Annotated in this window: 21 protein-coding genes; 7 read left to right on the top strand and 14 right to left on the bottom strand. The window is 70.4% G+C overall.

Annotation, left to right across the window (positions count from 1 at the left end):
* Window positions 1-61: 61 nt before the first annotated feature.
* Window positions 62-1741, top strand: a complete 1680-nt coding sequence (locus LPW41_RS10135) for a long-chain-fatty-acid--CoA ligase (RefSeq protein ID WP_230704730.1) — start codon at window positions 62-64, stop codon at window positions 1739-1741.
* 131 nt (window positions 1742-1872) lie between these two features.
* Window positions 1873-2370: a hypothetical protein gene (locus LPW41_RS10140; protein WP_230704731.1), complete on the top strand. Its 498-nt coding sequence runs from the start codon at window positions 1873-1875 to the stop codon at window positions 2368-2370.
* A gap of 118 nt (window positions 2371-2488) precedes the next feature.
* Here the strand turns inward: LPW41_RS10140 and ligA are convergent, their stop codons facing one another.
* The 3 genes from ligA to LPW41_RS10155 all read right to left on the bottom strand — a co-directional run bounded on the left by ligA (window position 2489) and on the right by LPW41_RS10155 (window position 7419).
* On the bottom strand, window positions 2489-4945 hold the full coding sequence (gene ligA / locus LPW41_RS10145; protein WP_230704732.1) for an NAD-dependent DNA ligase LigA: 2457 nt from the start codon (window positions 4943-4945) through the stop codon (window positions 2489-2491).
* Window positions 4946-5115: 170 nt separating this feature from the next.
* A complete protein-coding gene (gene mnmA, locus LPW41_RS10150) occupies window positions 5116-6213 on the bottom strand; it encodes a tRNA 2-thiouridine(34) synthase MnmA (RefSeq protein ID WP_230704733.1) in 1098 nt (365 codons plus the stop codon).
* A 9-nt stretch (window positions 6214-6222) separates the two neighbouring features.
* Window positions 6223-7419, bottom strand: coding sequence for a cysteine desulfurase family protein (locus LPW41_RS10155; RefSeq protein WP_154096527.1), 1197 nt, complete (start codon window positions 7417-7419; stop codon window positions 6223-6225).
* A gap of 46 nt (window positions 7420-7465) precedes the next feature.
* Here LPW41_RS10155 and glgX point away from each other — a divergent pair, with 46 nt between their 5' ends.
* The 3 genes from glgX (at window position 7466) to glgB (ending at window position 13844) form a co-directional block, all read left to right on the top strand.
* Window positions 7466-9556, top strand: a complete 2091-nt coding sequence (glgX, locus tag LPW41_RS10160; protein WP_230704734.1) for a glycogen debranching protein GlgX — start codon at window positions 7466-7468, stop codon at window positions 9554-9556.
* 185 nt (window positions 9557-9741) lie between these two features.
* Window positions 9742-11709: an alpha-1,4-glucan--maltose-1-phosphate maltosyltransferase gene (locus tag LPW41_RS10165; protein WP_230704934.1), complete on the top strand. Its 1968-nt coding sequence runs from the start codon at window positions 9742-9744 to the stop codon at window positions 11707-11709.
* Entirely contained in the window at window positions 11706-13844 is a 2139-nt protein-coding gene (glgB, locus tag LPW41_RS10170) for a 1,4-alpha-glucan branching protein GlgB (RefSeq protein WP_230704735.1), read from the top strand. The genes LPW41_RS10165 and glgB overlap by 4 nt, the downstream gene beginning before the upstream one ends.
* A 121-nt stretch (window positions 13845-13965) precedes the next feature.
* Here glgB and LPW41_RS10175 read toward each other — a convergent pair whose 3' ends face one another.
* Together LPW41_RS10175 and LPW41_RS10180 are read right to left on the bottom strand one after the other, a co-directional pair.
* Window positions 13966-14913, bottom strand: a complete 948-nt coding sequence (locus tag LPW41_RS10175; protein WP_154096524.1) for a tetratricopeptide repeat protein — start codon at window positions 14911-14913, stop codon at window positions 13966-13968.
* Window positions 14910-16688: a glycosyl transferase gene (locus LPW41_RS10180; RefSeq protein ID WP_230704736.1), complete on the bottom strand. Its 1779-nt coding sequence runs from the start codon at window positions 16686-16688 to the stop codon at window positions 14910-14912. The genes LPW41_RS10175 and LPW41_RS10180 overlap by 4 nt, the downstream gene beginning before the upstream one ends.
* A 171-nt stretch (window positions 16689-16859) precedes the next feature.
* On the opposite strand from LPW41_RS10180, the gene LPW41_RS10185 reads away from it, so the two are divergent.
* Window positions 16860-17933 carry an AI-2E family transporter gene (locus tag LPW41_RS10185; protein ID WP_144834966.1) on the top strand — a complete coding sequence of 358 codons (1074 nt, stop codon included), beginning with the start codon at window positions 16860-16862 and terminating at the stop codon, window positions 17931-17933.
* 9 nt (window positions 17934-17942) lie between these two features.
* Here LPW41_RS10185 and LPW41_RS10190 read toward each other — a convergent pair whose 3' ends face one another.
* The 9 genes from LPW41_RS10190 to rpsB all read right to left on the bottom strand — a co-directional run bounded on the left by LPW41_RS10190 (window position 17943) and on the right by rpsB (window position 24723).
* On the bottom strand, window positions 17943-18665 hold the full coding sequence (locus LPW41_RS10190; protein ID WP_230704737.1) for an alpha/beta hydrolase: 723 nt from the start codon (window positions 18663-18665) through the stop codon (window positions 17943-17945).
* The gene (locus LPW41_RS10195) at window positions 18665-18952 is read right to left on the bottom strand and encodes a hypothetical protein (protein ID WP_230704738.1); all 288 of its coding nucleotides are present in this window, start codon (window positions 18950-18952) and stop codon (window positions 18665-18667) included. The genes LPW41_RS10190 and LPW41_RS10195 overlap by 1 nt, the downstream gene beginning before the upstream one ends.
* A 9-nt stretch (window positions 18953-18961) precedes the next feature.
* Complete coding sequence (locus LPW41_RS10200; protein WP_308071713.1) at window positions 18962-19678, bottom strand: transglycosylase SLT domain-containing protein; 717 nt, start codon at window positions 19676-19678, stop codon at window positions 18962-18964.
* A 49-nt stretch (window positions 19679-19727) separates the two neighbouring features.
* The gene (locus LPW41_RS10205; RefSeq protein ID WP_144834960.1) at window positions 19728-20303 is read right to left on the bottom strand and encodes a DivIVA domain-containing protein; all 576 of its coding nucleotides are present in this window, start codon (window positions 20301-20303) and stop codon (window positions 19728-19730) included.
* Window positions 20300-21349 carry a phosphatidate cytidylyltransferase gene (locus tag LPW41_RS10210; protein ID WP_144834958.1) on the bottom strand — a complete coding sequence of 350 codons (1050 nt, stop codon included), beginning with the start codon at window positions 21347-21349 and terminating at the stop codon, window positions 20300-20302. Before LPW41_RS10210 ends, LPW41_RS10205 begins: the two co-directional genes overlap by 4 nt.
* Window positions 21350-21354: 5 nt before the next feature.
* Complete coding sequence (gene frr, locus LPW41_RS10215) at window positions 21355-21909, bottom strand: ribosome recycling factor (protein WP_144834956.1); 555 nt, start codon at window positions 21907-21909, stop codon at window positions 21355-21357.
* Between the two features lie 77 nt (window positions 21910-21986).
* Window positions 21987-22703, bottom strand: a complete 717-nt coding sequence (pyrH, locus tag LPW41_RS10220) for a UMP kinase (RefSeq protein WP_186325582.1) — start codon at window positions 22701-22703, stop codon at window positions 21987-21989.
* A gap of 148 nt (window positions 22704-22851) precedes the next feature.
* A complete protein-coding gene (tsf, locus tag LPW41_RS10225; protein WP_144834952.1) occupies window positions 22852-23679 on the bottom strand; it encodes a translation elongation factor Ts in 828 nt (275 codons plus the stop codon).
* A gap of 153 nt (window positions 23680-23832) precedes the next feature.
* Window positions 23833-24723, bottom strand: coding sequence for a 30S ribosomal protein S2 (rpsB, locus tag LPW41_RS10230; RefSeq protein WP_230704739.1), 891 nt, complete (start codon window positions 24721-24723; stop codon window positions 23833-23835).
* A 314-nt stretch (window positions 24724-25037) separates the two neighbouring features.
* On the opposite strand from rpsB, the gene LPW41_RS10235 reads away from it, so the two are divergent.
* A complete protein-coding gene (locus LPW41_RS10235) occupies window positions 25038-25535 on the top strand; it encodes a murein hydrolase activator EnvC (protein ID WP_230704740.1) in 498 nt (165 codons plus the stop codon).
* The last annotated feature ends 22 nt before the right edge of the window (window positions 25536-25557 follow it).

Genomic DNA, 25557 nt, shown 5'->3' on the forward strand with positions numbered 1-25557 from the left:
TCACCCGCTCCCGTCGCGCACCCACCCTCGATGAGCGGTCCGGGCGTCTTAGGCTGACGGGGTGACGAGCTTCGATCCCCCGCGGCCCTGGACCTCGAGTTATGCACCGGGAGTCCCCGAAGACCTGGAACCCCAGAGCGGATCGCTCGTCGACATCGTCGACGCGTCGGTGCGCGACTACCCCGACGCCCCCGCCCTGCAGTTCTTCGGCCGTGAGACGACGTATGCCGAGATGTCGGCCGACATCGTGCGCGTCGCGGCCGCGCTGAAGGAACGCGGCGTGGAGGCGGGCGACCCGGTGGCCATCGTGCTGCCCAACTGCCCGCAGCACATCGTGGCCTTCTACGCGGTGCTGCGTTTGGGCGCCGTGGTCGTCGAGCACAACCCGCTCTACACCCCGCGGGAGCTGCGCAAGCAGTTCGAGGACCACGGCGCGAAGCACGCGATCGTGTGGAGCAAGGTCGTCGCCACCGTGCAGGAGTTCCCCGCCGATCTGCGCGTCGACACGCTCGTCTCAGTCGACGTGACCACGGCCATGCCTCTGCGCACGCGTCTCGCCCTGCGCCTGCCGGTGGCGAAGGCCCGCGAGGCGCGCGCAGCGCTGACCGAGAAGACGAAGAACGCCGTCGAGTGGTCCGACCTGGTGCGCCACGCTCCCCTGCCCGAGAGCCACCCCCGCCCGGCCGCCGATGACCTCGCGATCATCCAGTACACGAGCGGCACGACCGGCACACCCAAGGGTGCGATGCTCACGCATGCCAACCTGCTGGCGAACGCGGCGCAGGCGCGCGCCTGGGTGCCTTCGATCGTGCGCGGCGAGGGCTGCGTCGTCTACGCCGTGCTGCCGATGTTCCACGCGTACGGGCTGACCCTGTGCCTGACGTTCGCGATGTCGATGGGCGCGCGTCTCGTGCTCTTCCCCAAGTTCGACCCCGACCTCGTGCTGGCGGTCACCAAGAAGCACCCGGCGACGTTCCTCCCGCTCGTGCCGCCCATCGCCGAACGCCTGTTGGCGGCGGCCACGGCGCAGGGCGTGTCGCTCGCGGGCACCGACGTCGCCATCTCGGGTGCGATGGCCCTGCCGCACGATCTCGTCGTGCCCTTCGAGGAGGCCACCGGCGGCTACCTGGTCGAGGGCTACGGGCTGAGCGAGTGCTCCCCCGTGCTCATGGCCAACCCCGTCGCCGACAACCGCGTCGCGGGAACCGTGGGCCTGCCCCTGCCGGGGACCGAGTGCCGCGTGGTCGACCCCGACGATCCCACGACCGATGTGGAACGCGGCGAACTGGTGGTGCGCGGGCCGCAGGTGTTCTCGGGGTACTACGGCAAGCCCGAAGAAACCGCGTCGGTGTTCGTCGACGGCTGGTTCCGCACCGGAGACATCGTCACGATCGACGACGCCGGTTTCGTGCGCATCGTGGACCGCATCAAAGAGCTGATCATCACGGGCGGCTTCAACGTCGCGCCGACCGAGGTCGAGAACGTGCTGCGCCAGCATCCCTCGGTCGCCGAGGTGGCCGTGGTCGGCCTCCCGGATGAGCACTCGGGCGAAGAGGTCGTGGCCGCGGTCGTGCCGACGACGCCGGGCGAGTTCGACGCCGAGGCCGTGCGGGCATTCGCCCGCGGCATCCTGACGCCCTACAAGGTGCCGAAGCGTGTCATCGTGGTCGACGAATTGCCGCGCTCGTTGATCGGGAAGGTCCTCCGGCGGCAGGTGCGCGATCAGCTGCTGAGCGACTGAGCCGACGCCCTGCACCGAATCCCTCCCCTGACGCAAGGGGCAGGGGTCGAATGGCGGGGGGCCGACGGATGTCACTACGGTGGGGCCATTCCGGACTGACTCGCGCCCGGAAGTGACCTTGGGGGAATCACATGATCAAAACGCGTACGTCTTTCGCGCTCGTCGCCGCATCGGCGTTGCTGCTGCTGACCGGGTGCTCGGGTGGCGGCGACTCGAACGCCAACGAGGCCGACACCAACGACACCGCCGGAACGAGCGAGGCCAGCTCGTCGGCACAGGCGTCGAGCGCTCCCGCTCCCGCCGGCGACCAGTCGAAGGCCGATGCCTGCCAGATCGTGCAGGAGCAGTTCCAGGCGGTCAGCCAGGCCGGAAGCTCGATCGACACGTCCGACCCGCAGGCCACGCTGACGCAGTTCCGCGAGCTCGCGACGCAGGTCGACACCGAGTTCGGCGGGATCACCAACGAAGAGGTCGCCCCGGCGGCCCAGAAGGCGAGCGGCGCGCTCAACGAGTACGCCACGTTCCTCGACGGCCTCATCGCCGATCCCAACACGGCGAGCGGCCTCAGCGACCAGGTGACCGCTCTGCAGGAGAGCTTCACCGACGCGGCGACGGTGTGCGCCGGCTGACCAGCTGACGACACCGAGGGCGAGGCAGGAGAGCGATCTCCTGTCCCGCCCTCGTTCTCTGTTCCGGGCTGTGAGTCGCCGCGGGCCGGTTCGTCGGTGGCCCCGCCGCCGTCGGTCGTCACGGCGCGTCGGCCGTCGCGGTCCCGTCGGTTTCCGTTGCGTGGTCGGCCGCTCCGGCGTCGGAACCTGGCGCACCACCGTCGAGCGCCGCCGGCCCCTGCTCCACCAGGATGCGGAACTGCGCGGCGTCGAGGATGCGCAGACCCAGCTCCTCAGCCTTCGCGAGCTTCGAGCCGGCACCCGGACCCGCCGCGACGAAGTCGGTCTTCTTCGACACGCTCGAGGCCGCCTTGCCGCCGGCGGAGATGATGGCCTCCTGCGCTCCCTCGCGGGTGTAGCCGTCGAGCGATCCGGTCGCCACCACGGTGAGTCCGGCGAGGACTCCCCCGGCCGCTGCCGCCGCCCCGGGCCCGGGGTGACCGGGGATGGAGAACCGCACGCCCGCCGCGGTCCATCGCTCGACGATGTCGCGGTGCCAGTCGACCTCGAACCAGTCGATGACGGCGTCTGCGATGATGCCGCCCACGCCCTCGACTGCGGCGAGCTCTTCGCGCGAGGCCGCCCGGATCGCGTCGAGCGAGCCGAACCACTGCGCGAGCGCCCGCGCGGCCACCGGACCGACGTGGCGGATATTCAACGAGACGAGCAGGCGCCACAGGTCTTTGGTCTTGGCCTTCTCGAGCTCGGCGACGAGCTTGATCGCCTGCTCCGACGGCAGCACCTCGCGGTGGGATTTGCGGATGCCGCGTCGGCGCCGCTCCGCCGGGTCGAGGTCTTCGCTGCCCGGGGGGTAGGTCGCGGCGCCGAGCTTCTGGAAGGGGGCGCGGCGCACCGGTTCGCCCGAGTCGGGATCGACCTTGCGTTCTCCGGTCTCGGAGTCACGCACCACGACCTCGATGGGCACGAGCTCGTCGACCGTGAGGTCGAACAGCCCCGCCTCGGTGTCGAGCGGGGGACGTTCGGGAACCTCGGGCTGCGTCAGCGCCGCTGCCGTCACCTCGCCGAGGGCCTCGATGTCGAGCGCGCCGCGCGAGCCGATGTGCTCGACCCGACCGCGCACCTGCGCGGGGCACGACCGGGCGTTGGGGCAGCGCAGGTCGATGTCGCCTTCTTTCGCCGGTCGCAGCGGCGTGCCGCACTCGGGGCAGTCCGTGGGCATGACGAAGGCGCGTTCACTGCCGTCGCGCAGCTCGACGACGGGCCCGAGCACCTCGGGAATGACGTCGCCCGCCTTGCGGAGTACGACGGTGTCGCCGATCAGCACGCCCTTGACCTTCACGACGTCTTGGTTGTGCAGGGTTGCCTGGCGCACGACGCTCCCGGCCACGCGCGCGGGCTCCATCACGGCGAACGGCGTGGCGCGGCCCGTGCGCCCGACCGAGACGACGATGTCGAGCAGCTTCGTGTTGACCTGCTCGGGCGGGTACTTGTAGGCGATCGCCCACCGCGGAGCGCGGCTGGTCGCGCCGAGTTCGTCGTGCAGGGCGAGTTCGTCGATCTTGACCACGACTCCGTCGATCTCGTGCTCGACGTCGTGGCGGTGCTCGCCGTGGTGGGCGACGAACGACAGCACGCCGTCGATCGAGTCTTCGACGCGGAAGTACGGCGAGGTGGGCAGCCCCCACGACGCCAGCAAGGCGTAGATCTCGCTCTGGGCGGCCACGGGAGGATCGGGCCAGGCACCGATGCCGTGGACGTAGAGCGCGAGCGAGTCGATGCGCGCGAGTCCGGCCTCGAGCTCGAGGCCCGACTTCTTGTCGATCTGCTGACGAAGGCCTCCGCTTGCGGCGTTGCGGGGGTTGGCGAAGGCCGGGAACCGACGGGCGGCGGCGATCTCGGCCTTCTCCTCGTCGAAGACCCGGCCGCCGCGACGGCTCGACGCCCGCTCGCGCGCCTCGGCGACCGCACGCTCGCGGAACTCGCCTTGGAGCCGGTTGAGGTTCTCGAACTTCGCGACCGGGATGAAGACCTCGCCGCGCACCTCGACCAGAGCGGGGTGGCCCTCTCCGGTCAGCTCGCGCGGGATGCCCGCGACCCGCAGCGCGTTGTCGGTCACGATCTCGCCGACCCGCCCGTCGCCGCGGGTGGCGGCCGAGGTCAGCACCCCGTTCTCGTACCGCAGGTTGATGGCCAACCCGTCGATCTTCAGCTCGCTGAGCCAGTGCACGGGTCGACCCGCGGAGGCCTCGGCCTTGACCGCCCAGTCGCGCAGTTCATCGGGCGAGAAGACGTTGTCGAGGCTCAGCATGCGCTCGGCGTGCTCGATCGTCGCCAGCTCGGTCGCCTCGGCGGCACCCACCGACTGGGTCGGGCTGTCTTGCCCCTGCAGCTCGGGATACAGCCGCTCGATCGCCTCGAGGCGGTGCATCCACCCGTCGTAGGTGGCGTCGTCGACCAGCTCGGCGTCGCGCCCGTAATAGGCGTCGCGGGCGCCCAGGATGCGCTGCGACAGATCGCCCGCCTCGGCGCGTGCCTGGTCGAGGGTCAGGTCGGGAAGCTGATCGTGCTCGGTCACGTCTCCAGCTTAGGGAGGGGGTACGACATCGCCCCGGGCCTTGCCCGCCGCGTCGCACGACGATCACGAGGTGCGGCTGAGCGGAGGCGATTCGGGGAAGAGAAGGGCACAGAACGCGTCAGCGCCCGACTTTCCCCGAGACTCCTCTCGTCGCCCCGGCTGCGGCCGACTCAGACCTCGACCGGAACCGCCGACACCGTGCGGTCGATCGTGAACTGACCCATCACGCGCGTCCCGTCGTAGAGCACGGCGGTCTGTCCGGGCGCGACACCGTCGAACGGCGTTGCGGGACGCACCGTCAGCAGACCGTCGGACATCGATGCGAACGCCGGCACCGGGTCGGCGTGGGCGCGGATCTGCACGTCGCACGCGAAGGAGTCGGCATCCGGAACCCGACCTGCCCAGGTGAAGCGCTCCCCCGCGATCTCGGCGCACGCGAGCGCCTCCTTCGGCCCGACCACGACGGTGTTGTTGATCGGGCGCACCTCGAGCACGAAGCGGGGCTTGCCGTCGGCGGCGGGCACGCCGAGCTGCAGGCCGCGGCGCTGCCCCACGGTGAAGGCGTGCGCACCCTCGTGCGTGCCCACCACGGCTCCGGTGCGGTCGAGGATCTCGCCGCGCTCCGCGCCCACCTTGTCGGCGAGCCAGCCGCGCGTGTCGCCGTCGGGGATGAAGCAGATGTCGTGGCTGTCGGGCTTCTGCGCGACCGAGAGTCCGCGCTCCTCCGCCTCGGCGCGCACGAGCGCCTTCGAGGGGGTGGAGCCGAGCGGGAAGTACGTGTGCGCGAGCTGCTCGGCGGTGAGCACTCCCAGCACGTACGACTGATCTTTGGCGTTGTCGGAGGCGCGGTGCAGCTCGCGTCCCTCGGGCGTGTCGACGAGCGTGGCGTAGTGGCCCGTGCACACGGCGTCGAAGCCGAGCTCGACGGCGCGCTCGAGGAGGGCGGCGAACTTGATCTTCTCGTTGCAGCGCATGCAGGGGTTGGGTGTGCGACCGGCGCGGTATTCCGACACGAAGTCGTCGATCACGTCGTCGCGGAAGCGCTCCGAGAAGTCCCACACGTAGAAGGGCATGCCGAGCTTGTCGGCGGCGCGGCGGGCGTCCATCGCGTCTTCGATCGTGCAGCAGCCGCGGCTGCCGGCCCGGAGCGTGCCTCCGGCGCGCGAGAGCGCCAGATGCACGCCGACCACGTCGTGACCCGCCTCGACCGCGCGGGCCGCAGCCACCGCGGAGTCGACTCCACCGCTCATCGCCGCAAGAACTCGCATGCAGCCAGTCTACGAAGCCCGGTCTGAACGGGCGCCGGATGGGGCTCCGGATGCCACGGCCCGGGCGTACACCTCGGGCAGGCGGGCGAGGAGAGCGTCGACATCTTCGGCGGTCGAGGTGCGCCCGAGGGTGAAACGCAGCACCGACCGCGCCGCGCGCTCGTCGAGACCGAGCGCGAGCACGACGTGCGACGGCTCGGCGACCCCGGCCTGGCACGCCGACCCGGTGGAGACGGCGAAGCCGTGCATGTCGAGCAGGAACAGCAGGGTTTCGCCCGCGGCATCCGGGAACAGCACGTGCGCGTTGCCGGGCAGGCGATCCGTCGGGTCGCCGAGCAGCCGTGCTGCCGGGACGCCCGCGCGGATTCCGGCGATCAGGCGATCGCGCAGCCCGCGCAGACGCTCGGATTCGGCCTCGCGCTCGATCTCGGCGACGGTGGCCGCCGCGGCGAAGGCGGCCGCCCCCGCGACGTCCTGGGTCCCCGCGCGCAGGCTCCGCTGCTGTCCGCCGCCGTGGACGAGAGGAGTGAGGCGGGCGTGTCGCGACACCACGGCCGCACCGACGCCCACGGGTCCGCCGACCTTGTGGGCCGACACCGACATGGTCACGAGTCCGGATGCCGCGGACCCGGCGCCGCGCCACGCCGCGAAGTCCACGGGGATCTGGCCGAGGGCCGACACCGCGTCGAGGTGCAGCGGGACTCCCGCCGCAGCGGCCGCCGAGGCCAGGCCCGCGGCATCCTGGATCGTTCCGACCTCGTTGTTGGCCACGAGCGCCGTCGCCAGCGCCGCTCCGGGAAGGGCTTCTGCGAAAACCTCGGGCCTGATCCGCCCACCGTCGTCGAGCGAGACGGGTCGAACCGTCGCTCCCTCGGCTGACGCGAGCCACTGCACCACGTCGAGGGTCGCGTGATGCTCTCCGTCGGGCAGCACCACCGCGTCTTGACCCTCGGCCCGCGACCACCACAGCCCCTTCAGCGCGAGGTTGGCGGCCTCGGTCCCGCCCGAGGTGAAGACGACCTCGATCGGCTGGCAACCGAGCACCCCGGCCAGGCTCTCGCGGGCGTCCTCGAGCAGGCGGCGGGCCTGCTGCCCCGCGCCGTGGATCGACGACGGATTGCCGAGCACCTCGTGCGCCGCGAGCCACGCATCGCGCGCCTCCGGCCGCAGCGGGGTCGTCGCCGCGTGATCGAGGTATACCCGCATCCACGCCCTCCCGGTTTCGCCTGCCGCGGTGACTAGCCTATGACGCATGGTCCGACCCGAGACTGCCCTGCCCGCCCGCGCCTCCGCCCGCCCCGGGCTGCTGAGCCCGACCCTCGACGACCTGGGCGTGCGCCTGGGTCCCGACGGCGGCACGCTCCGCGTCTGGTCGGGAGCGGCGGATGCCATGCAGCTGCTGATCTTCGACGAGGTCGACCTCGACTGGGCGACCGAGACCATCACCATGACCCCCGTCGGCGCGGGCGTGTTCGAGGCGTCCTCCGCCCTCCTGCGTCCCGGCGCGCGGTACGCCATCCGCGTGGGCGGCCCGCACGGGCCCGGGCACACCTTCAACCCGCAGTCGCTGCTCGTCGAGCCCTACTCGCGCGGTCTCGTCTCGGGCAGCTACGGCGACTGGCGCTCGGTGGTCCTCGACGGCTCGTTCGACTGGGGCTCGTCGCAGAAGCCGCGGATCCCCCTCGACCGCACGGTCATCTACGAGGGCCACGTCAAAGGCCTGACCAAGCGGCATCCGTTCATCCCCCCGGCCCTGCACGGCACCTACGCCGGCCTCGCGCACCCCGCGATGATCGACCACCTGCTCTCGCTCGGCGTCACCAGCGTCGAGCTGCTGCCGGTGCACGCGTTCGCGACCGAGCCGCGCCTGCTGCAGCTGGGACTCGCGAACTACTGGGGTTACAACTCGCTCAACTTCTTCACCCCGCACGCGCCGTACGCGACCGCCGCGAGCCGCGCCGAGGGGCCCGAGGCGGTGCTGCGCGAGTTCAAGGGCATGGTGAAGCTCCTGCACGAGGCCGGGCTCGAGGTGCTGCTCGACGTCGTCTACAACCACACCGCCGAGGAGGGCATCGGCGGCCCGCGCACGAGCCTGCGCGGCATCGACAACCGCGCGTACTACCGCCAGACCGACGAGGGCGTCTACATCGACGAGACCGGATGCGGCAACGCGGTGAACACGTCGACGGATGCCGCTGCGCGCCTCGTTCTGGACTCGTTGCGGTACTGGAGCGACGAGGTGCAGGTCGACGGGTTCCGCTTCGACCTCGCCGTCACGCTGGGGCGCGACGCCCGCCACTCGTTCGATCCGGCACATCCGCTTCTGACCGCGATCCGCGACGATCCGTCGCTGGCGGACGCGAAGCTCATCGCCGAGCCGTGGGACGTCGGCATGGGCGGCTGGCAGACCGGCAACTTCGGCGAAGGCTGGCTGGAGTGGAACGACCGCTACCGCGACCGCGTGCGCAACTTCTGGCTCAGCGACATCGACTACGCGCGCCGCGCCGACACCGCCCCCGTCGGCGTGGGCGGCTTCGCCACGCGCCTGGCGGGGTCGTCGAACACGTTCAGCGAAGAGCGCGGGCCACTCGCGAGCGTCAACTTCGTCACCGCGCACGACGGGTTCACCCTGCGCGACCTCGTGTCGTACGACGTCAAGCACAACCTCGGCAACGGCGAGCAGAACCGCGATGGCGCCGACACCAACCGCTCGTTCAACCACGGCGCCGAGGGGAGCACCACCGACGAACGCGTGCTCGCCACCCGCCGCAAGGCCATGCGCAACCTGCTCGGCACGCTGCTGCTGTCGGCGGGGGTCCCAATGATCACGGCGGGCGACGAGATGGGCCGCACGCAGCGCGGCAACAACAACGCCTACTGCCACGACTCCGCCCTCACCTGGCTGTCGTGGAACCTCGCTCCGTGGCAGGAGCACCTGTTCGCGCACACCCAACGGCTGCTGCGCCTGCGCCGCGACAACCCGGCGCTGCGCCCCCAGCGGTTCGCGCGCCTCGGCGAAGTGATCCCCTCGGCGTCGGTGATGGCGTGGTTCGACGAGCGGGGCGAGACGATGTCGAGCGAGCGCTGGAACGACCCGGCGCACCGCACTCTGCAGTATCTCGCCACCTCGACCCCCCAAGACGAGGAGCCCAACCGGGTGCTGCTCGTCGTGCACGGCATCGAGGCCGATACCGAGATCACGCTCCCCGACATCGACGGCGCGGTGTACGTCCCGCTGTGGTCGAGCGCCGATGAGACGCCGGTCGAGACCGCGGAGCGCTACGCCCCCGGCGACGTGGTCCCCGTGACGGGGGCATCGATGCTGCTGTTCCGCGTCGACTGAACCGGGCCCGCTGTCAAGGCCGGAGCAAACCGTACGGCGATGTCGGCGGCCCGCGATAGGTTCGGACCGTGGCCACCACGACGATGCCTTCGCCCGAGCTGCCCTGGCGCAGCGCCGCCTCGATCCCGGTGCGTCCGGTCAAGCCGACGCCGACCACGCGCAGCGTGGTCACACCGCGCATCCCGATGGCGCTGCCGCACCCCAGCGTTCCCGGGGGGCGTTTCCGCCCCTCCTCCTACGTCGGCGAGGCGGTGCCCTTCACCGTCACCGCCTTCCGCGAAGGCCACGACCGCATCGGCGTGCAGGTGCGGCTGTTCTCGCCGTCCGGCGACGAGTCGCTGCACCGGCTGAGCCCGCTCAACGACGGATTCGACCGGTGGTCGACCCTCGTCGCGCCCCTCGAACAGGGCGTCTGGCGCTTCCGCTTCGAGTCGTTCGCCGACGACTTCGCCACGTGGGAGCACGCCGCCGATCTCAAGATCGCCGCGGGTGTCGACTCCGCGCTCATGCGCGAGATGGGCGCCCAGCTCTTCGACCGCGCGCGCGGCGAGAAGAAGCGACCCGGCAGCGACAAAGACCTGCTGTACGACGCGGCGCGCTCGCTGCGCGACCCCGACGTGCACGACGACACCGCGCTGCAGATCGTGCGCGACCCCGCCATCGCCGCGCTGTTCGACGCGCGCCCGATGATGGGCCTCGTCTCGGTGGGCAAAGACGCCGAGCTCCTCGTCGAGCGCGAGCGCGCCGGAGTCGGCGCCTGGTACGAGTTCTTCCCCCGCTCCGAGGGGGCACGCCGCGCCGACGACGGCAGCGTCATCAGCGGCACGTTCCGCACCGCGGCCGAACGCCTGCCCGGGGTCGCCGGCATGGGCTTCGACGTGCTGTACCTGCCCCCGATCCACCCGATCGGCCAGACCAACCGCAAGGGCCCCAACAACACCCTGGTCACCGAGCCCGGAGACCCCGGTTCGCCGTGGGCCATCGGCGGCGCAGCGGGCGGACACGACACCGTGCACCCCGATCTCGGCACGCTCGACGACTTCCGTGCGTTCGTCGCCGCCGCGCGCGACAACGGCATCGAGGTCGCGCTCGACCTGGCGCTGCAGGCCTCACCCGACCACCCCTGGGTCGCCGAGCACCCGGAGTGGTTCACGACCCTTCCCGACGGCTCGATCGCGTTCGCCGAGAACCCGCCGAAGAAGTACCAGGACATCTACCCGGTCAACTTCGACAACGACCCCGAGGGCATCCGCGCCGAGGTCCTGCGGGTCGTGCGGCACTGGATCGCGCAGGGCGTCACGATCTTCCGCGTCGACAACCCTCACACCAAGCCCCTGCAGTTCTGGGAGTGGCTCATCGCCACCGTCAGCGCCGAAGAGCCCGGCGCGGTCTTCCTCGCCGAGGCCTTCACGCGCCCCGCTCCCCTGCAGGGTCTCGCGATGGCCGGGTTCCAGCAGAGCTACACCTACTTCACGTGGCGCAACACGAAGGAAGAACTCGAGGAGTTCCTGGGCGGTCTCGCGCACGACACCGCCGACTTCCTGCGTCCGAACCTGTTCGTCAATACGCCCGACATCCTCACCGAGTACCTGCAGTTCGGCGGGCGCCCCGGCTACAAGATCCGCGCCGCGATCGCGGCGACGGCCGCGCCCACCTACGGCGTGTACGCGGGCTACGAGCTGTTCGAGAACGTCGCCCGACCGGGGTCGGAAGAGAACATCGACAACGAGAAGTACGAGTACAAGTTCCGCGACTGGGAGGCGGCCGAGGCCGCGGGCGACTCGCTCGCCCCCTACCTGCGCATGCTCAACGCCGCCCGACGCGCGCACCCGGCGCTGCGTCAACTGCGCAACCTCGACATCCACTGGAGTGACGACGAGGCCATCCTCGTCTACTCCAAGCACCTCGATGCCGCCCTCTCCCCCACGGGTGAGACCGACACGATCATCGTCGTGGCCAACGTCGACCCGCACTCCGCGCGCGAGACGACGGTGCACCTCGACACCACCGTGTTCGGGATCGAGCCCGGAACGTCGTACGACGTCGAAGACCTCGTGACCGGCCAGGTCTGGACCTGGGCCGACCACAACTTCGTGCGTCTCGACGCCTTCGCCGAGCCCGTGCACATCCTGCACGTCAAGGAGAACCGATGAGCACCCTTCCCCCCGAGATCCTCGACGCCGTGGCCCACGGCGCGCACCACGACCCGCACAGCGTGCTGGGCGTGCACGAGAGCAGCGACGGGTGGGTCATCCGCTCCCGCCGCCCGCTGGCGCACGACGTCGACGCGGTCCTCGCCGACGGCTCGACCGTGCCGCTCGCGCATGTGCGCGGCGGCGTCTGGGAGGCCACCGTCGACGCCCATCCCGGCGCCTACACGGTGCGCGCGTCGTACGACGGAAGCGAGCACGTCGCCGACGACGGCTATCGTCACGCCCCCTCGATCGGCGAACTCGACCTGCACCTGATCACCGAGGGGCGACACGAGGAGCTGTGGCGCGTGCTCGGCGCCCACCCGCGCGCACTCGACGGCTCGAGCGGCACCGCGTTCACCGTCTGGGCGCCCGACGCACGGGCCCTCCGCGTGATCGGCGACTTCAACGGCTGGGACGGCACCGGCCACGCGATGCGCTCGATGGGCGGCAGCGGCGTCTGGGAGCTGTTCGTCCCGGGTGTCGGCGTCGGCACCCGGTACAAGTTCGAGATCCTCACGCGCGGCGGACAGTGGATCGAGAAGGCCGACCCGATGGCGCGTCTGGCGGAGGTTCCTCCCGCCACGGCATCCGTCGTGACCGATTCGACGTACGCCTGGGCGGACGACGAATGGATCGAGGAGCGCTCGCGCACCGCGCCGATCGACCGACCGATGTCGATCTACGAGCTGCACCTCGGGTCGTGGAAGCAGGGCCTGTCGTACCGCGACGCGGCCGACGAGATCATCGACTACGTCGGCGCGCAGGGGTTCACCCACGTCGAGTTCCTGCCCTTGTCCGAGCACCCGTTCGGCGGATCGTGGGGCTATCAGGTGTCGGGCTACTACGCCCCCACGAGCCGCTTCGGCGACCCCGACGACCTGCGCTACCTGATCGACCGGCTCCACCAGGCCGGCATCGGCGTGATCATGGACTGGGTTCCCGGCCACTTCCCGAAGGACGACTTCGCCCTCGCTCGTTTCGACGGCGAGCCCCTCTACGAGCACCCCGACCCCCGCCGAGGCGAGCACAAGGACTGGGGCACGCTCATCTTCGACTACGGCCGCAACGAGGTGCGCAACTTCCTCGTCGCGAACGCGCTGTACTGGTTCGAGGAGTTCCACGTCGACGGTCTGCGCGTGGATGCCGTGGCCTCCATGCTCTACCTCGATTACTCCCGCAACGACGGCGAGTGGGCGCCCAACCAGTTCGGCGGCCGCGAGAACCTCGAGGCGATCCGCTTCCTGCAGGAGGTCAACGCCACCTCGTACAAGCGCTACCCCGGCATCGCGCTGATCGCCGAAGAATCGACCAGCTTCCCCGGCGTCACCGCCCCCACCTCCGCCGCGGGCCTCGGCTTCGGCTTCAAGTGGAACATGGGCTGGATGAACGACTCGCTGCAGTACATCGGGCGCGATCCGATGTATCGCTCGCACCACGAGGGTGAGCTGTCGTTCTCGTTCGTCTACGCCTTCAGCGAGAACTTCATCCTGCCGATCAGCCACGACGAGGTCGTACACGGCAAGGGCAGTCTCTTCGGCCGCATGCCCGGTGACCACTGGCAGAAGCTCGCCAACATGCGGGCCTTCCTCGCCTACATGTGGGGCCACCCTGGCAAGCAGCTGCTGTTCATGGGCCAGGAGTTCGGCCAGATGTCCGAGTGGTCGGAGTCGCGCAGCATCGACTGGTGGATGCTCGACCAGCCCTCGCACGCGCAGCTGCACGACTTCGTCGCCGAGCTCAACCGCGTGTACAAGGACCAGGCTCCGCTGTGGTCGCGCGACCACGACGGAGCAGCGTTCTCCCGTCTGGGCGCGCCCGCGTGGAACCCCAACGTGCTCGCGTTCGCGCGCCGCGACCACCACGGCAACACGGTCGCGGTCGTGTGTAACTTCTCGGGAGTGCCGCTCGGCGACTTCCCGCTCGACCTGCCCGAGGCCGGAACCTGGACCGAGGTGCTCAACAGCGACGCGGAGGCCTTCGGCGGTTCGGGTCAGGGCAACCTGGGCGCTGTCGTGACCGACGCGCGGGGCAGCGCCACGCTGACCATCCCGCCGCTGGGTGTGCTCTGGTTGCACCACCGCGCCGGCAGCTGATAACCCATCGCGTGAAGGCCCCGATCCGCTTCTGCGGGTCGGGGCCTTCGCATGCCCGCAGGCGGCCGAAGCAAACGGCCCCGCCCCTCGAAGGAGGGACGGGGCCGACGGCGTCTCGCGATCAGAACAGCAGCGACGCCAGACGGGCGCGGGCCCGGATGACGCGCGCGTCGTCGTCACCGACGAGACCGAACAGCTCGAGCAGGCGCTCGCGCACCGGAGCGCGGTCGTCGGCCGGCAGCGCCTGGAAGAGGTCGAGCAGACGACCGAACGCGTCGTCGACATGACCGCCGACCACATCGAGGTCGGCCACGAGGAACTGCGCGTCGAGACCGGTCGGCTCCGCGGCCGCCGCGTCGCGCGCGGCCTGCAGGTCAGCGCCCTGCACCCGATCGAGCAGGCGCACCTGGCCGAGGCCGGCGCGGGCGTCGGCGTCGCGCGGGTTCTCGGCGAGGGCCTTCTCGTACGCGGTGATCGCGCGGGCGTAGTCGCCCTCCTCGATCGCGGCGAAGGCCTCGGCGTGCAGCGGGGGCAGCGGCGGCTCCTCGGGCGCGACGTCGTCGGTGACGCCGTCGACGGGCACCGTTCCGGTCACGCCGTGCTGCGCGGCCAGCTGCAGCAGTTGGGCGAACACGTCGCGCACCTGCTGCTCGGGTACCGCACCGGTGAACAGCGGAACGGGCTGACCGGCGACGAGGGCCAGCACCATCGGAATCGACTGCGCACGGAAGCCCTGCGCCAACTGCGGGTTGGCGTCGACGTCGACCTTGGCGAGCACCAGGCGGCCGCCGAGTTCGATGACGACCTTCTCGAGCACGGGGCTCAGCTGCTTGCAGGGACCGCACCACTCGGCCCAGAGGTCGATGACGACCGGCACGGTGCGCGAGAGCTCGAGCACCTCACCGAACGACGCGTCGGTGACGTCGAACACGAGCGGGCTCGCTCCCCCCGCGGGCGCCGGTGCGGCCGGGGCTCCGGCGGCGGGCGCAGCGGGAGGCTGCGGGCGGTTGCGCAGCGACGAGAGGTCGACGGCACCGCGCATGACGGAACCGGGGGCGGGAGTGCTCACGGGGACACCTTCGCTTCGAGGAGGCTGGAACGGTAACCGAGCAGGCGGATCTGATCATCGGAGCCCTGGCTGGGCACGTAGAAGAACACCTGATCGGAGTAGGTCGTGGTGAAGCCGGTCGCCGACTGGTCGACGCCGGTCAGAGCCTTGACCGCGGGGTTGTTGTCGAGCTTGATCACGGCGTCGGGGTTGGTGGGCTTGGCCGTGTCGCTCTCGTACACGTTGACGGCGACGATCGCACCGGTGTCGAGCGTGGCGAGGGCGATCGGCGTCGCCGGACCCGCGGAGGCCGAGAAGCTGATCTGCGCGGTGCCGGCACCGGTCTGATTGAGCTCGTCGGTGCGCTGCGTCTTGTTCGCCTGGATCGCGCTGAGCAGCAGGTCGTTGGCGGTGTCGAACGTGGTGTACGACGCGCTCTTGTCACCGTTGTTGATGATGTCGGCGTAGGCCGCGGCGACCTTGTCCGGAGCGAGCACGAGGAACGACGAGTCCGGCGGCACCTGGGTCGCGCCCACGTACGGGGCGGCGAGCTCGGGGAGGTTGGTCGAGGCTTCGAGGTTGCCGACGTACGACGCCTTGTACTCGTCCCAGGGCGAGTCCTGCGTCAGCATCATGATGGTCGTGGTGGGCGTCGCGGCATCCGCCGACTCCACCACCGTCATCACGGTGCGCGGCCAGGCGGCAGTGGTCTGCGGCAGCACGATCTGCACGGGCTCCGCCGGGATCGCCGGAAGGGCGGGGCGATCGCTCAGCGCGGCGCGCAGCGTGTAGTTGGTCTGACGCTCGGCGAGAGCGGGACCGGCCAGGCGCTGGCTCGCCGCGTTCGCATCGAGGGCGGCGTCGGCTTCGGCGACCGTGCTCGACACGCGCGAGACGATGCGCTGAGCCTGCGCCTCGGTCACGGCCGGCGGGAACTGCCCCTCGGGAACGATCACCGTGGGCGACGGGCTCGGCGTCTCCGTTGCGGCCAGCTGGGGCCAGGCGTCGGCCGAGCACCCCGCCATCAGCGCCACCGAGACTCCGAGCGCGGGCACGGCGATCAGGGCACGGCGGGCGCCGCCGCGGCGCGATCGGCTGACCACGCCCTTGGCCTCGGCATCCGCGTCGACGGTCGAGATGGGCTCGGTGACCGGCAGCGGCAGACCCTTGCGGCGCGGGCGACGACGACGGCGGACGTGCAGAATGCCGAGCACGTACAGCACGACGCCGATGAACAGCACGACGCCGCCGCCGACGATGAGGGGGCCGGCCCACGGGGTCGAGTTGTCGATGGGCCAGGTCACGCTGATGTTCGAAGGGGCGGGAGCGGTGCCGTCGGATGCCACGAGCACGCTCATGTCGGAGGGCAGCTGCAGCGTCGTGGAGAGCGACCCGGTCTGCTCGTACTCGTCGAGCCACAGGTCGGAGTCGACGGGACTGCGTCCGGCGGCGGCGTCGGACGCGGGCGTCACCGTCGGCTCGACCGTCGCGGTCTGCACCGTGCCCTCACCGTCGACGGTCACCGCGGTGTACGGCACATCGGCCAGCCACGCCTTCATGTCGGCGGTGCGGCCGTACGAGGCGAAGACCTCGCCGTCGCCCTCGACACGCAGGGTCTGCGCGCCGGGGACGCTCGTCAGAACCGAGCCGTCGATGAGCGTGTAGGCCTCGCTCCCGTCGGTCTGCACGTTCGCCGACGCCTCCGACGGACCCTGGAAAACCGTGCGCTGGGCGATGCCCGCACCGATCATGGCGGCGGCGATGACGAACGCCACCACGGCCCAGACGAATCTCACGCTTCACACCATCCCCACCGGTGGCTCGGACGCCACCGAAGAATCGACGTTTCAGACTATCCGAGGGCGTCTGAAAGTTCTCGGCGAGGCCCGTCGTACGCTCCGAAGGCGCCGTGCTCAGTATCCTGACCACACGGGCACGACCGCCCGGCTGAGGCGGGAGCCGTTCCCATGAAGATCCACAACCCGTTCCGGGTCGCGTTGCTCGCGACGCTCGGCGTCGGCGTCGGCCTGCTCGTCATCGGCAGTGTGCAGAGCCTGTCGACGATCCTGCTCTACGTCGGCACGGCCCTGTTCCTCTCGCTCGGACTCGATCCGCTGGTGTCGTTCCTCGAGCGCCGCGGACTCCCCCGCTGGGCCGCCGTCCTGGTGACGATCCTCGGGGTGCTCGGCGTCTTCACCGGGATCGTCTTCATGGTCGTGCCGATCATCGTCGGCCAGATCGCTCAGCTCGTCGGGCAGATCGAACAGTTGCTGCAGCCCGGGGCGTGGAACGAGATCGTTCTGAACGTGCAGACGTGGGTGTCGCAGACCCTCCCCTGGCTCAAGATCGACGACGTCTGGGCCAGCGTGCAGCAGTGGCTCTCGACCCTCGATGTCGGATCGATCTCCACAATCGTCGGAAACAGCCTGCTCACGGGCGCCGGCGCGGTCGCCGCGGGCCTGGGCGGCGCGTTCATCGTGCTCATCCTCACGATCTACTTCACGGCATCCACCCCCTCGCTGAAGTCGGCCGTCTACCAGCTCGTCCCCGCGTCGAAGCGCGCTCGGTTCATCGAACTGGCCGAGAAGATCACCGACTCCGTGGGCTACTACGTCATGGGGCAGGTCAGCCTCGGTGTGATCAACGGCGTGCTCAGTGCGATCTTCCTGTCGATCATCGGAGCCCCCTTCCCCGCGGTGCTGGCCGTGGTGGCGTTCTTCTTCTCGCTCATCCCGCTGGTGGGCACCCTGACCGGCTCGACGATCATCGTGCTGACGTGTCTGCTGCCGGGGCTCGGGTCGCCGAGTCTGGCGCTGATCGCGCTGATCTACTACCTCATCTACATGCAGATCGAGGCGTACGTGATCTCGCCGCGCATCATGAACCGTGCGGTCTCGGTGCCCGGTTCGGTCGTCGTCATCGCCGCCCTCGCCGGTGGCGCGCTGCTCAACCTTCTCGGCGCGCTCATCGCGATCCCGGTCGCCGCGAGCGTGCTGATCATCTACCGCGAGGTCATCATCCCGCGGCAGAACGAGCGCTGAGCCGCCGTCTCAGTCGGCGAGCGGGCCGTCCCACTCGACCGGCAGAGGGAGCGCGTCGGGGTTCACCGCGGCGACGATCTCGGTGAGGACGCGTCGCGTCTGGGTCTCACCGACCCACAGGTGCTTTCCGCCCTCGACCGCGATGAGCGTGGCATCCGGAACCGATGCGAAGCGCTCGCGGGCCTCGTCCGGCCGCAGGTAGTCGTCGAACTCCGGAACGAGCACGACCATGCGCCGCGCATCGCCCGCCCACGCCGCCACCTCGTCGGCCGTGGTGCGGTGCAGGGGCGGCGAGAGCAGGATGACGCCCTCGATGTCGTGATCGCGGCCGTACTTCAGCGCGAGCTCGGTGCCGAACGACCAGCCGACGAGCCAGGGTCGCGGGAGCCCTCGCTCGCGCGCGAAGTCGACCGCGGCGGCCACGTCGAAGCACTCGGCCGCGCCTCCGTCGAACGAGCCCTCGCTCGTCCCGCGCGGCGAGGTCGTGCCGCGGGTGTTGAACCGCAGGACCGCCAGATCGGCCAGGGCCGGCAGACGGCCCGCCGCCTTGCGCAGGATGTGCGAGTCCATGAAGCCGCCGGCCGTGGGGAGCGGATGCAGGGTCACCAGCGTCGCGACCGGGTCGCGGTCCGCGGGCAGGGTGAGTTCACCGACGAGGGTGAGCTCGTCGACCGTGCGCAGTTCGATGTCCTCGCGTCGAGCGGGGAGAAGGACGGGTCCGCGAATCTCCATCAGGCGATCCTCCAACAGTGCGTGTGCCAATGTCTGCGTGCGGCGAGGTCGGCGGCGTCGCCGAGCACACCGTCGGCACGCCAGACGACGAGGTGAGCCGTTCCGACGGTCACGGTGCGTCCGCACCCGGGGCAGAGGTACTCCTTCTGCGCCTGCGGGGCCGAGATCGGTTGGACGGTCCACTCGACGCCACGCTTGACCTCGGTGCGCTTCCAGCCGGCGATGAGGCGATCGAGCGACTCGTCGCCGCGGCCCGGATCGGGACGCCGCTTACGGGAGCGGGGCATGGGCGCCGCTCACCACCAGTGGTTGCTGGTCCAGAAGGCGTACGCTTTCGCCCAGCTGCCGTAGCGGCCCACGGCGTAGCCCGTGCCCCAGCGGAGGTTGTCGACCGGGTCGTAGCCGTTCCCTGGCACCTTGCTGCAGGGCAGCGCCTGCACGAGACCGCATGCGCCCGAGGAACGGTTGGTCGCGTTGGGGTTCCACCCGCTCTCGCGGCTCACGATGTAGTCGACGTAGCCCATGTCGGCCTCGGAGATGCCGGCCGCGGCCATCCAGTCGGCGGGAGCGCCGCCGCCGCTGTACTTCACCGGGCCGCCCCCGCCCGAGGACGAGCCGGAACCCGACTTCTTCGAGCCCGACGACGTCGGTGTGGGGGTCGGCGTCGGCTTCGGCTTCACGTACACGTTGTAGCTGGAGCGCTCGAGAGACGGGGCTTGCTTCTCGCCCGTGGTCGACACCGACTGCACGTCGTCGAGACCCTGGGCGTACAGAGTGACCGTCTTGGGTCCCTCGGCCTGGGCGGGCTGCAGAGCGGCGCCCATCGGGCCGACGTACGCAGCGGCGAACAGCACCGCGGCGCAGGCGCCGAACACACCGACGACGCCGCGACGACGCGACCACCGCGGGGCGGTGCGCCGCGGGAGGGCCGGCGGCACGACGTCACCGGCCGAGCCGCCCCGACGGGCGACGCGGCGAGACGATGCGCGCGAGAGTTCCGAACCAGAAGTCACAGTGACGCCGATTCTACCGACGCATTGCGGCGGCTGCCATCCGCGCGGCTCATCCGACAGCGAGCATGACTTCGACGACGGCGTCGAGCACGGCGTCGACCTGGGTCTCGCGGTATCCCCCGCGCTGCAGACGGAACGCGACGGCGCGCACCTGCTCCGCCGTCACGGGATCACCCGCGGCAAGATAGCGGGCCACGCGATCGGCGACGACGTCGACCTCGTCGACGCGGTACCCGAAGTGCATCCAGCCGACGCGCTCGAAGCGTTCACCGCGCGGGCGCTGCAACCTGTCGAGCACCACCTGCGCCGTGTCGCGGGTCTCGGCGACCCAGGCGCGCGCGCCCAAGCGCGACAACGCGTGCTCCCGCTCCCGCGCGGCGAAGGCGTCTTCGACGCGACCGAGGGCCGCATCGACGGCGTGCACGGCGTACCCGCCCTTCACGAGGGGGAAGGCGACGGCGCGGATCTCGGAGGAGCGGAGAGTTCCGGTCTCGTCCTGCTCGAAGGCCTCGCGGGCCTTGGCGAGGAAGGCGTCGACGGCGCGCTTCTCGTAGCCCTGCGCCCGCCCGGTCACGGTGGGGAAGGGCGTCGCGGCCGCACGGTCGTGGATCGGGGTATCGCTCATGACACTCCCAACGGGGCGAGCAGGTAGTACAGGGCCAAGGCGGCCGTGGCCGACGGCAGGATCGAGTCGAGACGGTCGAGCACCCCGCCGTGGCCGGGCAGCCACGAGCTCATGTCTTTGATGCCGAGGTCGCGCTTGACCATCGACTCCCCGAGATCGCCCACCGTCGCTGTCGCGAGAACCACGGCGCCGAAGATCAACCCGGCCCACCACGGCACCTGCAACATGAACACCGCGAGCAGCGCACCGGCGATGAGAGCCGCAGCACACGCGCCCGCGAAGCCTTCCCAGGTCTTCTTCGGGCTGATGCGAGGGGCCATCGGATGCCGTCCGCCCCGGCCGAACGTCAGGCCCGAGACGTAGGCGCCGGTGTCGGCGGCCACTGCGAGGATGAGGAACGCCAGCACCCACCATTCTCCGCGCGGCTGCGCGAGCAGGATCGTCGCGAGCGAGGTGAGGAACGGCACGTAGAGCTGCACGAACGACGCGACGAGCACGTCGCCGATGACCTCGATGTGCGCGCGCCCGTCGTCGGCGAACATCTGGGCGGTGAGACGCCAGACGATGACGACCGCGATGGCCACCAGCAGGGCGATCCAGTGCACCCACGGCCCGAGGAAGAACCCGCTGAGCAGCAGCAGGAAACCCATCGCGAGCTGCGGGACGACGTCGACCTTGCGTCCGGCGACCTGCAGGGCGCGGGAGAACTCCAGCACGCCCAACACCATCGCGGTCGCCGCGAACAGCACGAACAGCCACTTCACGAAGATCAGCGAAGCGACGACGATCACGCCGATCGCGACACCGATGAGCGTCGCGACGATGAGGTCGCGGCCGGTGCGCTGCTTCAGACGCTCGTTGGCCTGATCGAACTCCGCACGGGCGTGGGCGATGTTGCGCTCCGCGTCGGTGCGCATCGCGCGCAGCTGCGCTTCGATGGCGGTGGCGTTCTCGCCCGTGACCGGCGCACGCCGAGCCGACTCGGCACGACGGGTCCCGCGCTTGTCGAGGGGTCCGGTGTCGCCAATCTCAGGGGCGTCGGGCATGGGGGTCAGACCTCGAGCAGCTCGGCCTCTTTGCGCTTGAGAGCCTCGTCGATCTGGTCGACGTGGGTGCGCGTGACGGTGTCGAGCTCCTTCTCGGCGCGGACGAGTTCGTCTTCGCCGACGTCGCTCTTGAGGGCGTCGAGGTCGTCCTTGGCCTTGCGGCGGAGGTTGCGCACCTGCACCTTGGCGTCTTCGCCCTTGCCTCGCACGATCTTGACGTACTCCTTGCGGCGGTCCTGGGTGAGCTCGGGCATGGTGACGCGCACGATGGTGCCGTCGTTCGTGGGGTTCACCCCGAGGTTCGGCATGTCGCGGATGGCCTGTTCGATGGCCTTCAACGCGGACTTGTCGTAGGGGTTGATGACGAGGGTGCGAGCCTCGGGGTTGTTCAGCGACGCGAGCTGCGCCAGCGGGGTCGGCGAGCCGTAGTAGTCGACCAAGACCTTCTGGAACATCTGGGGGTTCGCGCGTCCGGTGCGGACGGTCGCGAAGTCCTCCTTGGCGGCCTCGACGGCGCGATCCATGCGCGCTCCGGCTTCGGCGAGGACATCGGCGATCACGGTGACTCCATTCGTTGGAACTGGCTTCTCAGTCTAGTCGCGCGCGGGCCCGGCTCCCCGGGCCCGCGCGCGGCGCGTCACGCGGTGACGAGGGTGCCCATCGTCTCGCCGAGCAGCGCCTGGGTGACGTTACCGGCCGGCTCCATGCCGAACACCCGCATGTCCATTCCGTTGTCCATGCAGAGGCTGAACGCGGTCGAGTCGACGACCTTGAGGCCCTTCTGCAGGGCGTCTCCGTAGGTCACGTGGTCGAGCTTGGTGGCCGAGGGGTCGGTGCGCGGGTCGGCGGTGTAGACGCCGTCCACACCGTTCTTCGCCACGAGCACCTCGGTCGCGCCGATCTCGAGCGCGCGCTGGGCGGCCACGGTGTCGGTGGAGAAGTAGGGCAGACCCGCGCCGGCGCCGAAGATCACGACGCGGCCCTTCTCGAGGTGGCGCATCGCGCGGCGCGGAATGTAGGGCTCGGCGACCTGGGTCATCGAGATGGCCGACTGCACGCGCGTGGCGGCGCCGGCCTGCTCGAGGAAGTCCTGCAGGGCGAGGGCGTTCATGACCGTGCCCAGCATTCCCATGTAGTCGGCGCGCCCGCGGTCCATGCCGCGCTGGCTGAGCTCGGCTCCGCGGAAGAAGTTGCCTCCGCCCACGACGATCGCGATCTCGACGCGATCCGTCGCCTCGGCGATCTCTCGGGCGATCTGGCTGACGACGTCGGGGTTCACGCCCAACTGGCCTCCGCCGAACGCCTCCCCCGACAGCTTCAGCAGTACTCGGCGGCGCTTGGTGGCTGCATCCATCACGTGATGTGTCCTCTCGTCTTGAACAAACTATCCCCCTGCCCGTCGCGACCGATACGGCGGGTCACCGACGGAGCGCGGGCAGGGAAAAGGCCCGGGATGCCGTGGCATCCCGGGCCTTCTGACGGGCCGTGAGCCTGTCTCGGGGTTACGCGCCGACCTTGAAGCGCGCGAAGTCGGTCAGCGTGAGACCGGCGTCGGACGCGACCTTGGCGACGGACAGCTTGTTGTCCTTCGCGTAGTCCTGGTCGAGCAGGGCGACCTGCTTGAAGAACGCGTTGACGCGGCCTTCGACGATCTTCGGCAGGGCGGCCTCGGGCTTGCCCTCGTTGCGGGAGATCTCGGTGACGATCTCGCGCTCCTTGTCGACGTCGGCCTCGGGCACGGCGTCGCGGGTGAGGTACGAGGGGTTCGCGAACGAGATGTGCTGCGCGATCGAGCGAGCGGTCTCGGCGTCGTCACCGGTGTAGGCGAGCACCACGCCGACCTGCGGGGGCAGGTCCTTGCTGGTCTTGTGCAGGTAGACCTCGAACTTGTCGCCCGAGATGGTGCGCACGCGACGGAGCTCGACCTTCTCGCCGATGATCGCGGCCTCGTCCGAGATGAGCTGCTCGACGGTCTTGCCGTCGACGTCGGCGGCCAGGGCGGCCTCGACAGAGTCGGCACCGACGGCGGCGGCCGCGTCGACGACCTTGTCGGCCAGAGCGATGAAGCGCTCGTTCTTGGCGACGAAGTCGGTCTCGCAGGCGAGCTCGAGCAGGGTGACCGAGCCGTTGTTCTCGCGCGCGGCGACGAGGCCCTCGCTGGTCGAACGGTCGGCACGCTTGGCGTTGCCCTTGGCACCCTTGAGGCGCAGGATCTCGACGGCCTTCTCGACGTCGCCGTCAGCCTCTTCGAGCGCCTTCTTGGTGTCGACCATGCCCGTGCCGAGCTGCTCGCGCAGCGCCTTGATGTCGGCGATCGTGAAGTTTGCCATGGTGTGGCGTCTCCTTGTCGTTTGCGTTCTGTATGTGAGCCCGGCGGGGCCGTGTCGCCGCCCTCCGAAGAGGGGGCTGTCACGACCCCGCCGGATCGTAGCCTGTGCGGGTGGCGCACCGTTCACGCGGAGGCGAACGGAGTGCCTCGCGGCTTACTTGCCGTCGGTGGCCTCGGCGTCGGCGGCCGGAACCTCGGTCGACTCGGCGGCGGGGGCCTCGTCGGTCGCCTCAGCGGCAGGAGCCTCGTCGGTCGACTCGGCGGCGGGCGCCTCGGTCGACTCGGCGGGGGTCTCGAGCAGCTCGCGCTCCCACTCGGCGAGGGGCTCAGCGGCCTCTTCTTCGCCGGCGGGCTGGTGACGCTGGATGAGGCCCTCGGCGGCGGCGTCGGCGATGATGCGCGTGAGCAGGCTCACCGAGCGGATCGCGTCGTCGTTGCCCGGGATCGGGTACTGGAACTCGTCGGGGTCGGCGTTCGTGTCGAGGATGCCGATGACGGGGATACCGAGCTTCTTGGCCTCGTCGACCGCGAGGTGCTCGCGCTTGGCGTCGACGACCCAGATGGCCGAGGGGGTCTTCTGCAGGTTGCGGATACCACCGAGCGACTTGTGCAGCTTGTCGAGCTCGCGCTTCTTGAGCAGGAGCTCCTTCTTGGTGAAGCCGCTCTCAGCCGGGTTCTCGTAGTCGAGCTCCTCGAGCTCCTTCATGCGGGCGAGGCGCTTCGACACCGTCTGGAAGTTGGTGAGGAGGCCACCGAGCCAGCGCTGGTTGACGTAGGGCTGGCCCACGCGGGTCGCCTGCTCGGCGAGGACTTCCTGCGCCTGCTTCTTGGTGCCGACGAAGAGGATGGTGCCGCCGTGCGCGACGGTCTCCTTGACGAACTCGTACGCCTTGTCGATGTACCCGAGCGACTGCTGCAGGTCGATGATGTGGATGCCGCTGCGCTCGGTGAGGATGAAGCGCTTGACCTTCGGGTTCCACCGGCGGGTCTGGTGTCCGAAGTGAACGCCGCTGTCGAGCAGCTGGCGGATGGTGACGACGGCCATGGTCGTACTCCTGTTTCTGGGCGCTTTCGCGCCGTGGTTGTGGTTGTTCGCGTCAGACGGTCCGTCTGACGAGCCTGGTGCCCGGCGCACACCCGCCGACCGCCGAAGCGGTGGACCATGGGGTGTGGATGCCGCGCGGTGCGCTACCCGTGAGGGCGACGCGATGCGCTGTGGGCACGCGGAGTCATCCCGACATGCGAGATGCACGCCCCAGCATACAGGACGCCTCCTCCCCACAGCGCCTTCCGCCGCGCGCGTGCACCGAGGCGGCGATGGAGCCCGCGCGGCCTCACGAAGGCGGTGAGACTGCCGGCATGTCTCCCGTTCGGCTCCGTCTCGCCCGCGCTCTGGTCGTGCTCGCCGCGATCGTCCTGGTCTGCGGGGCGGCCGGTCCGCGGGATGCCCTCGCGACGAAGGGATGGGCCTGGCCGACCGACCCGGTACAGGTCGTCCGCCCCTTCGAGGCTCCCGCGCACGCGTACGGCCCGGGTCATCGCGGCCTCGACCTGACGGCGTCGGGTAGCGTGCGCTCCCCCGCTGACGGCCGGATCGCGTTCGCGGGCGAGGTCGCCGGGCGCGCGGTGGTCACGATCGACCACGGCGACGGGCTGGTGACGACGCTCGAACCGGTCGCGACGGAGCTCGCGGTGGGCGATGCCGTCGCGCGGGGAGCCCCCGTGGGGGTCGTGTCGACGGGCGGGCACACGAGCCGCGGCGAGGTGCATTTCGGCGTGCGCCTCGACGGCGTCTACGTCAATCCGCTGCGCCTGCTCGGAGGAGTGCCGCGTGCGGTCCTCCTGCCCTGCTGTTGACCGCGGAGGGCGGGCGGATGCC

Source organism: Microbacterium sp. JC 701 (genome assembly GCF_021026215.1).
GTDB classification, from domain to species: domain Bacteria; phylum Actinomycetota; class Actinomycetes; order Actinomycetales; family Microbacteriaceae; genus Microbacterium; species Microbacterium algihabitans.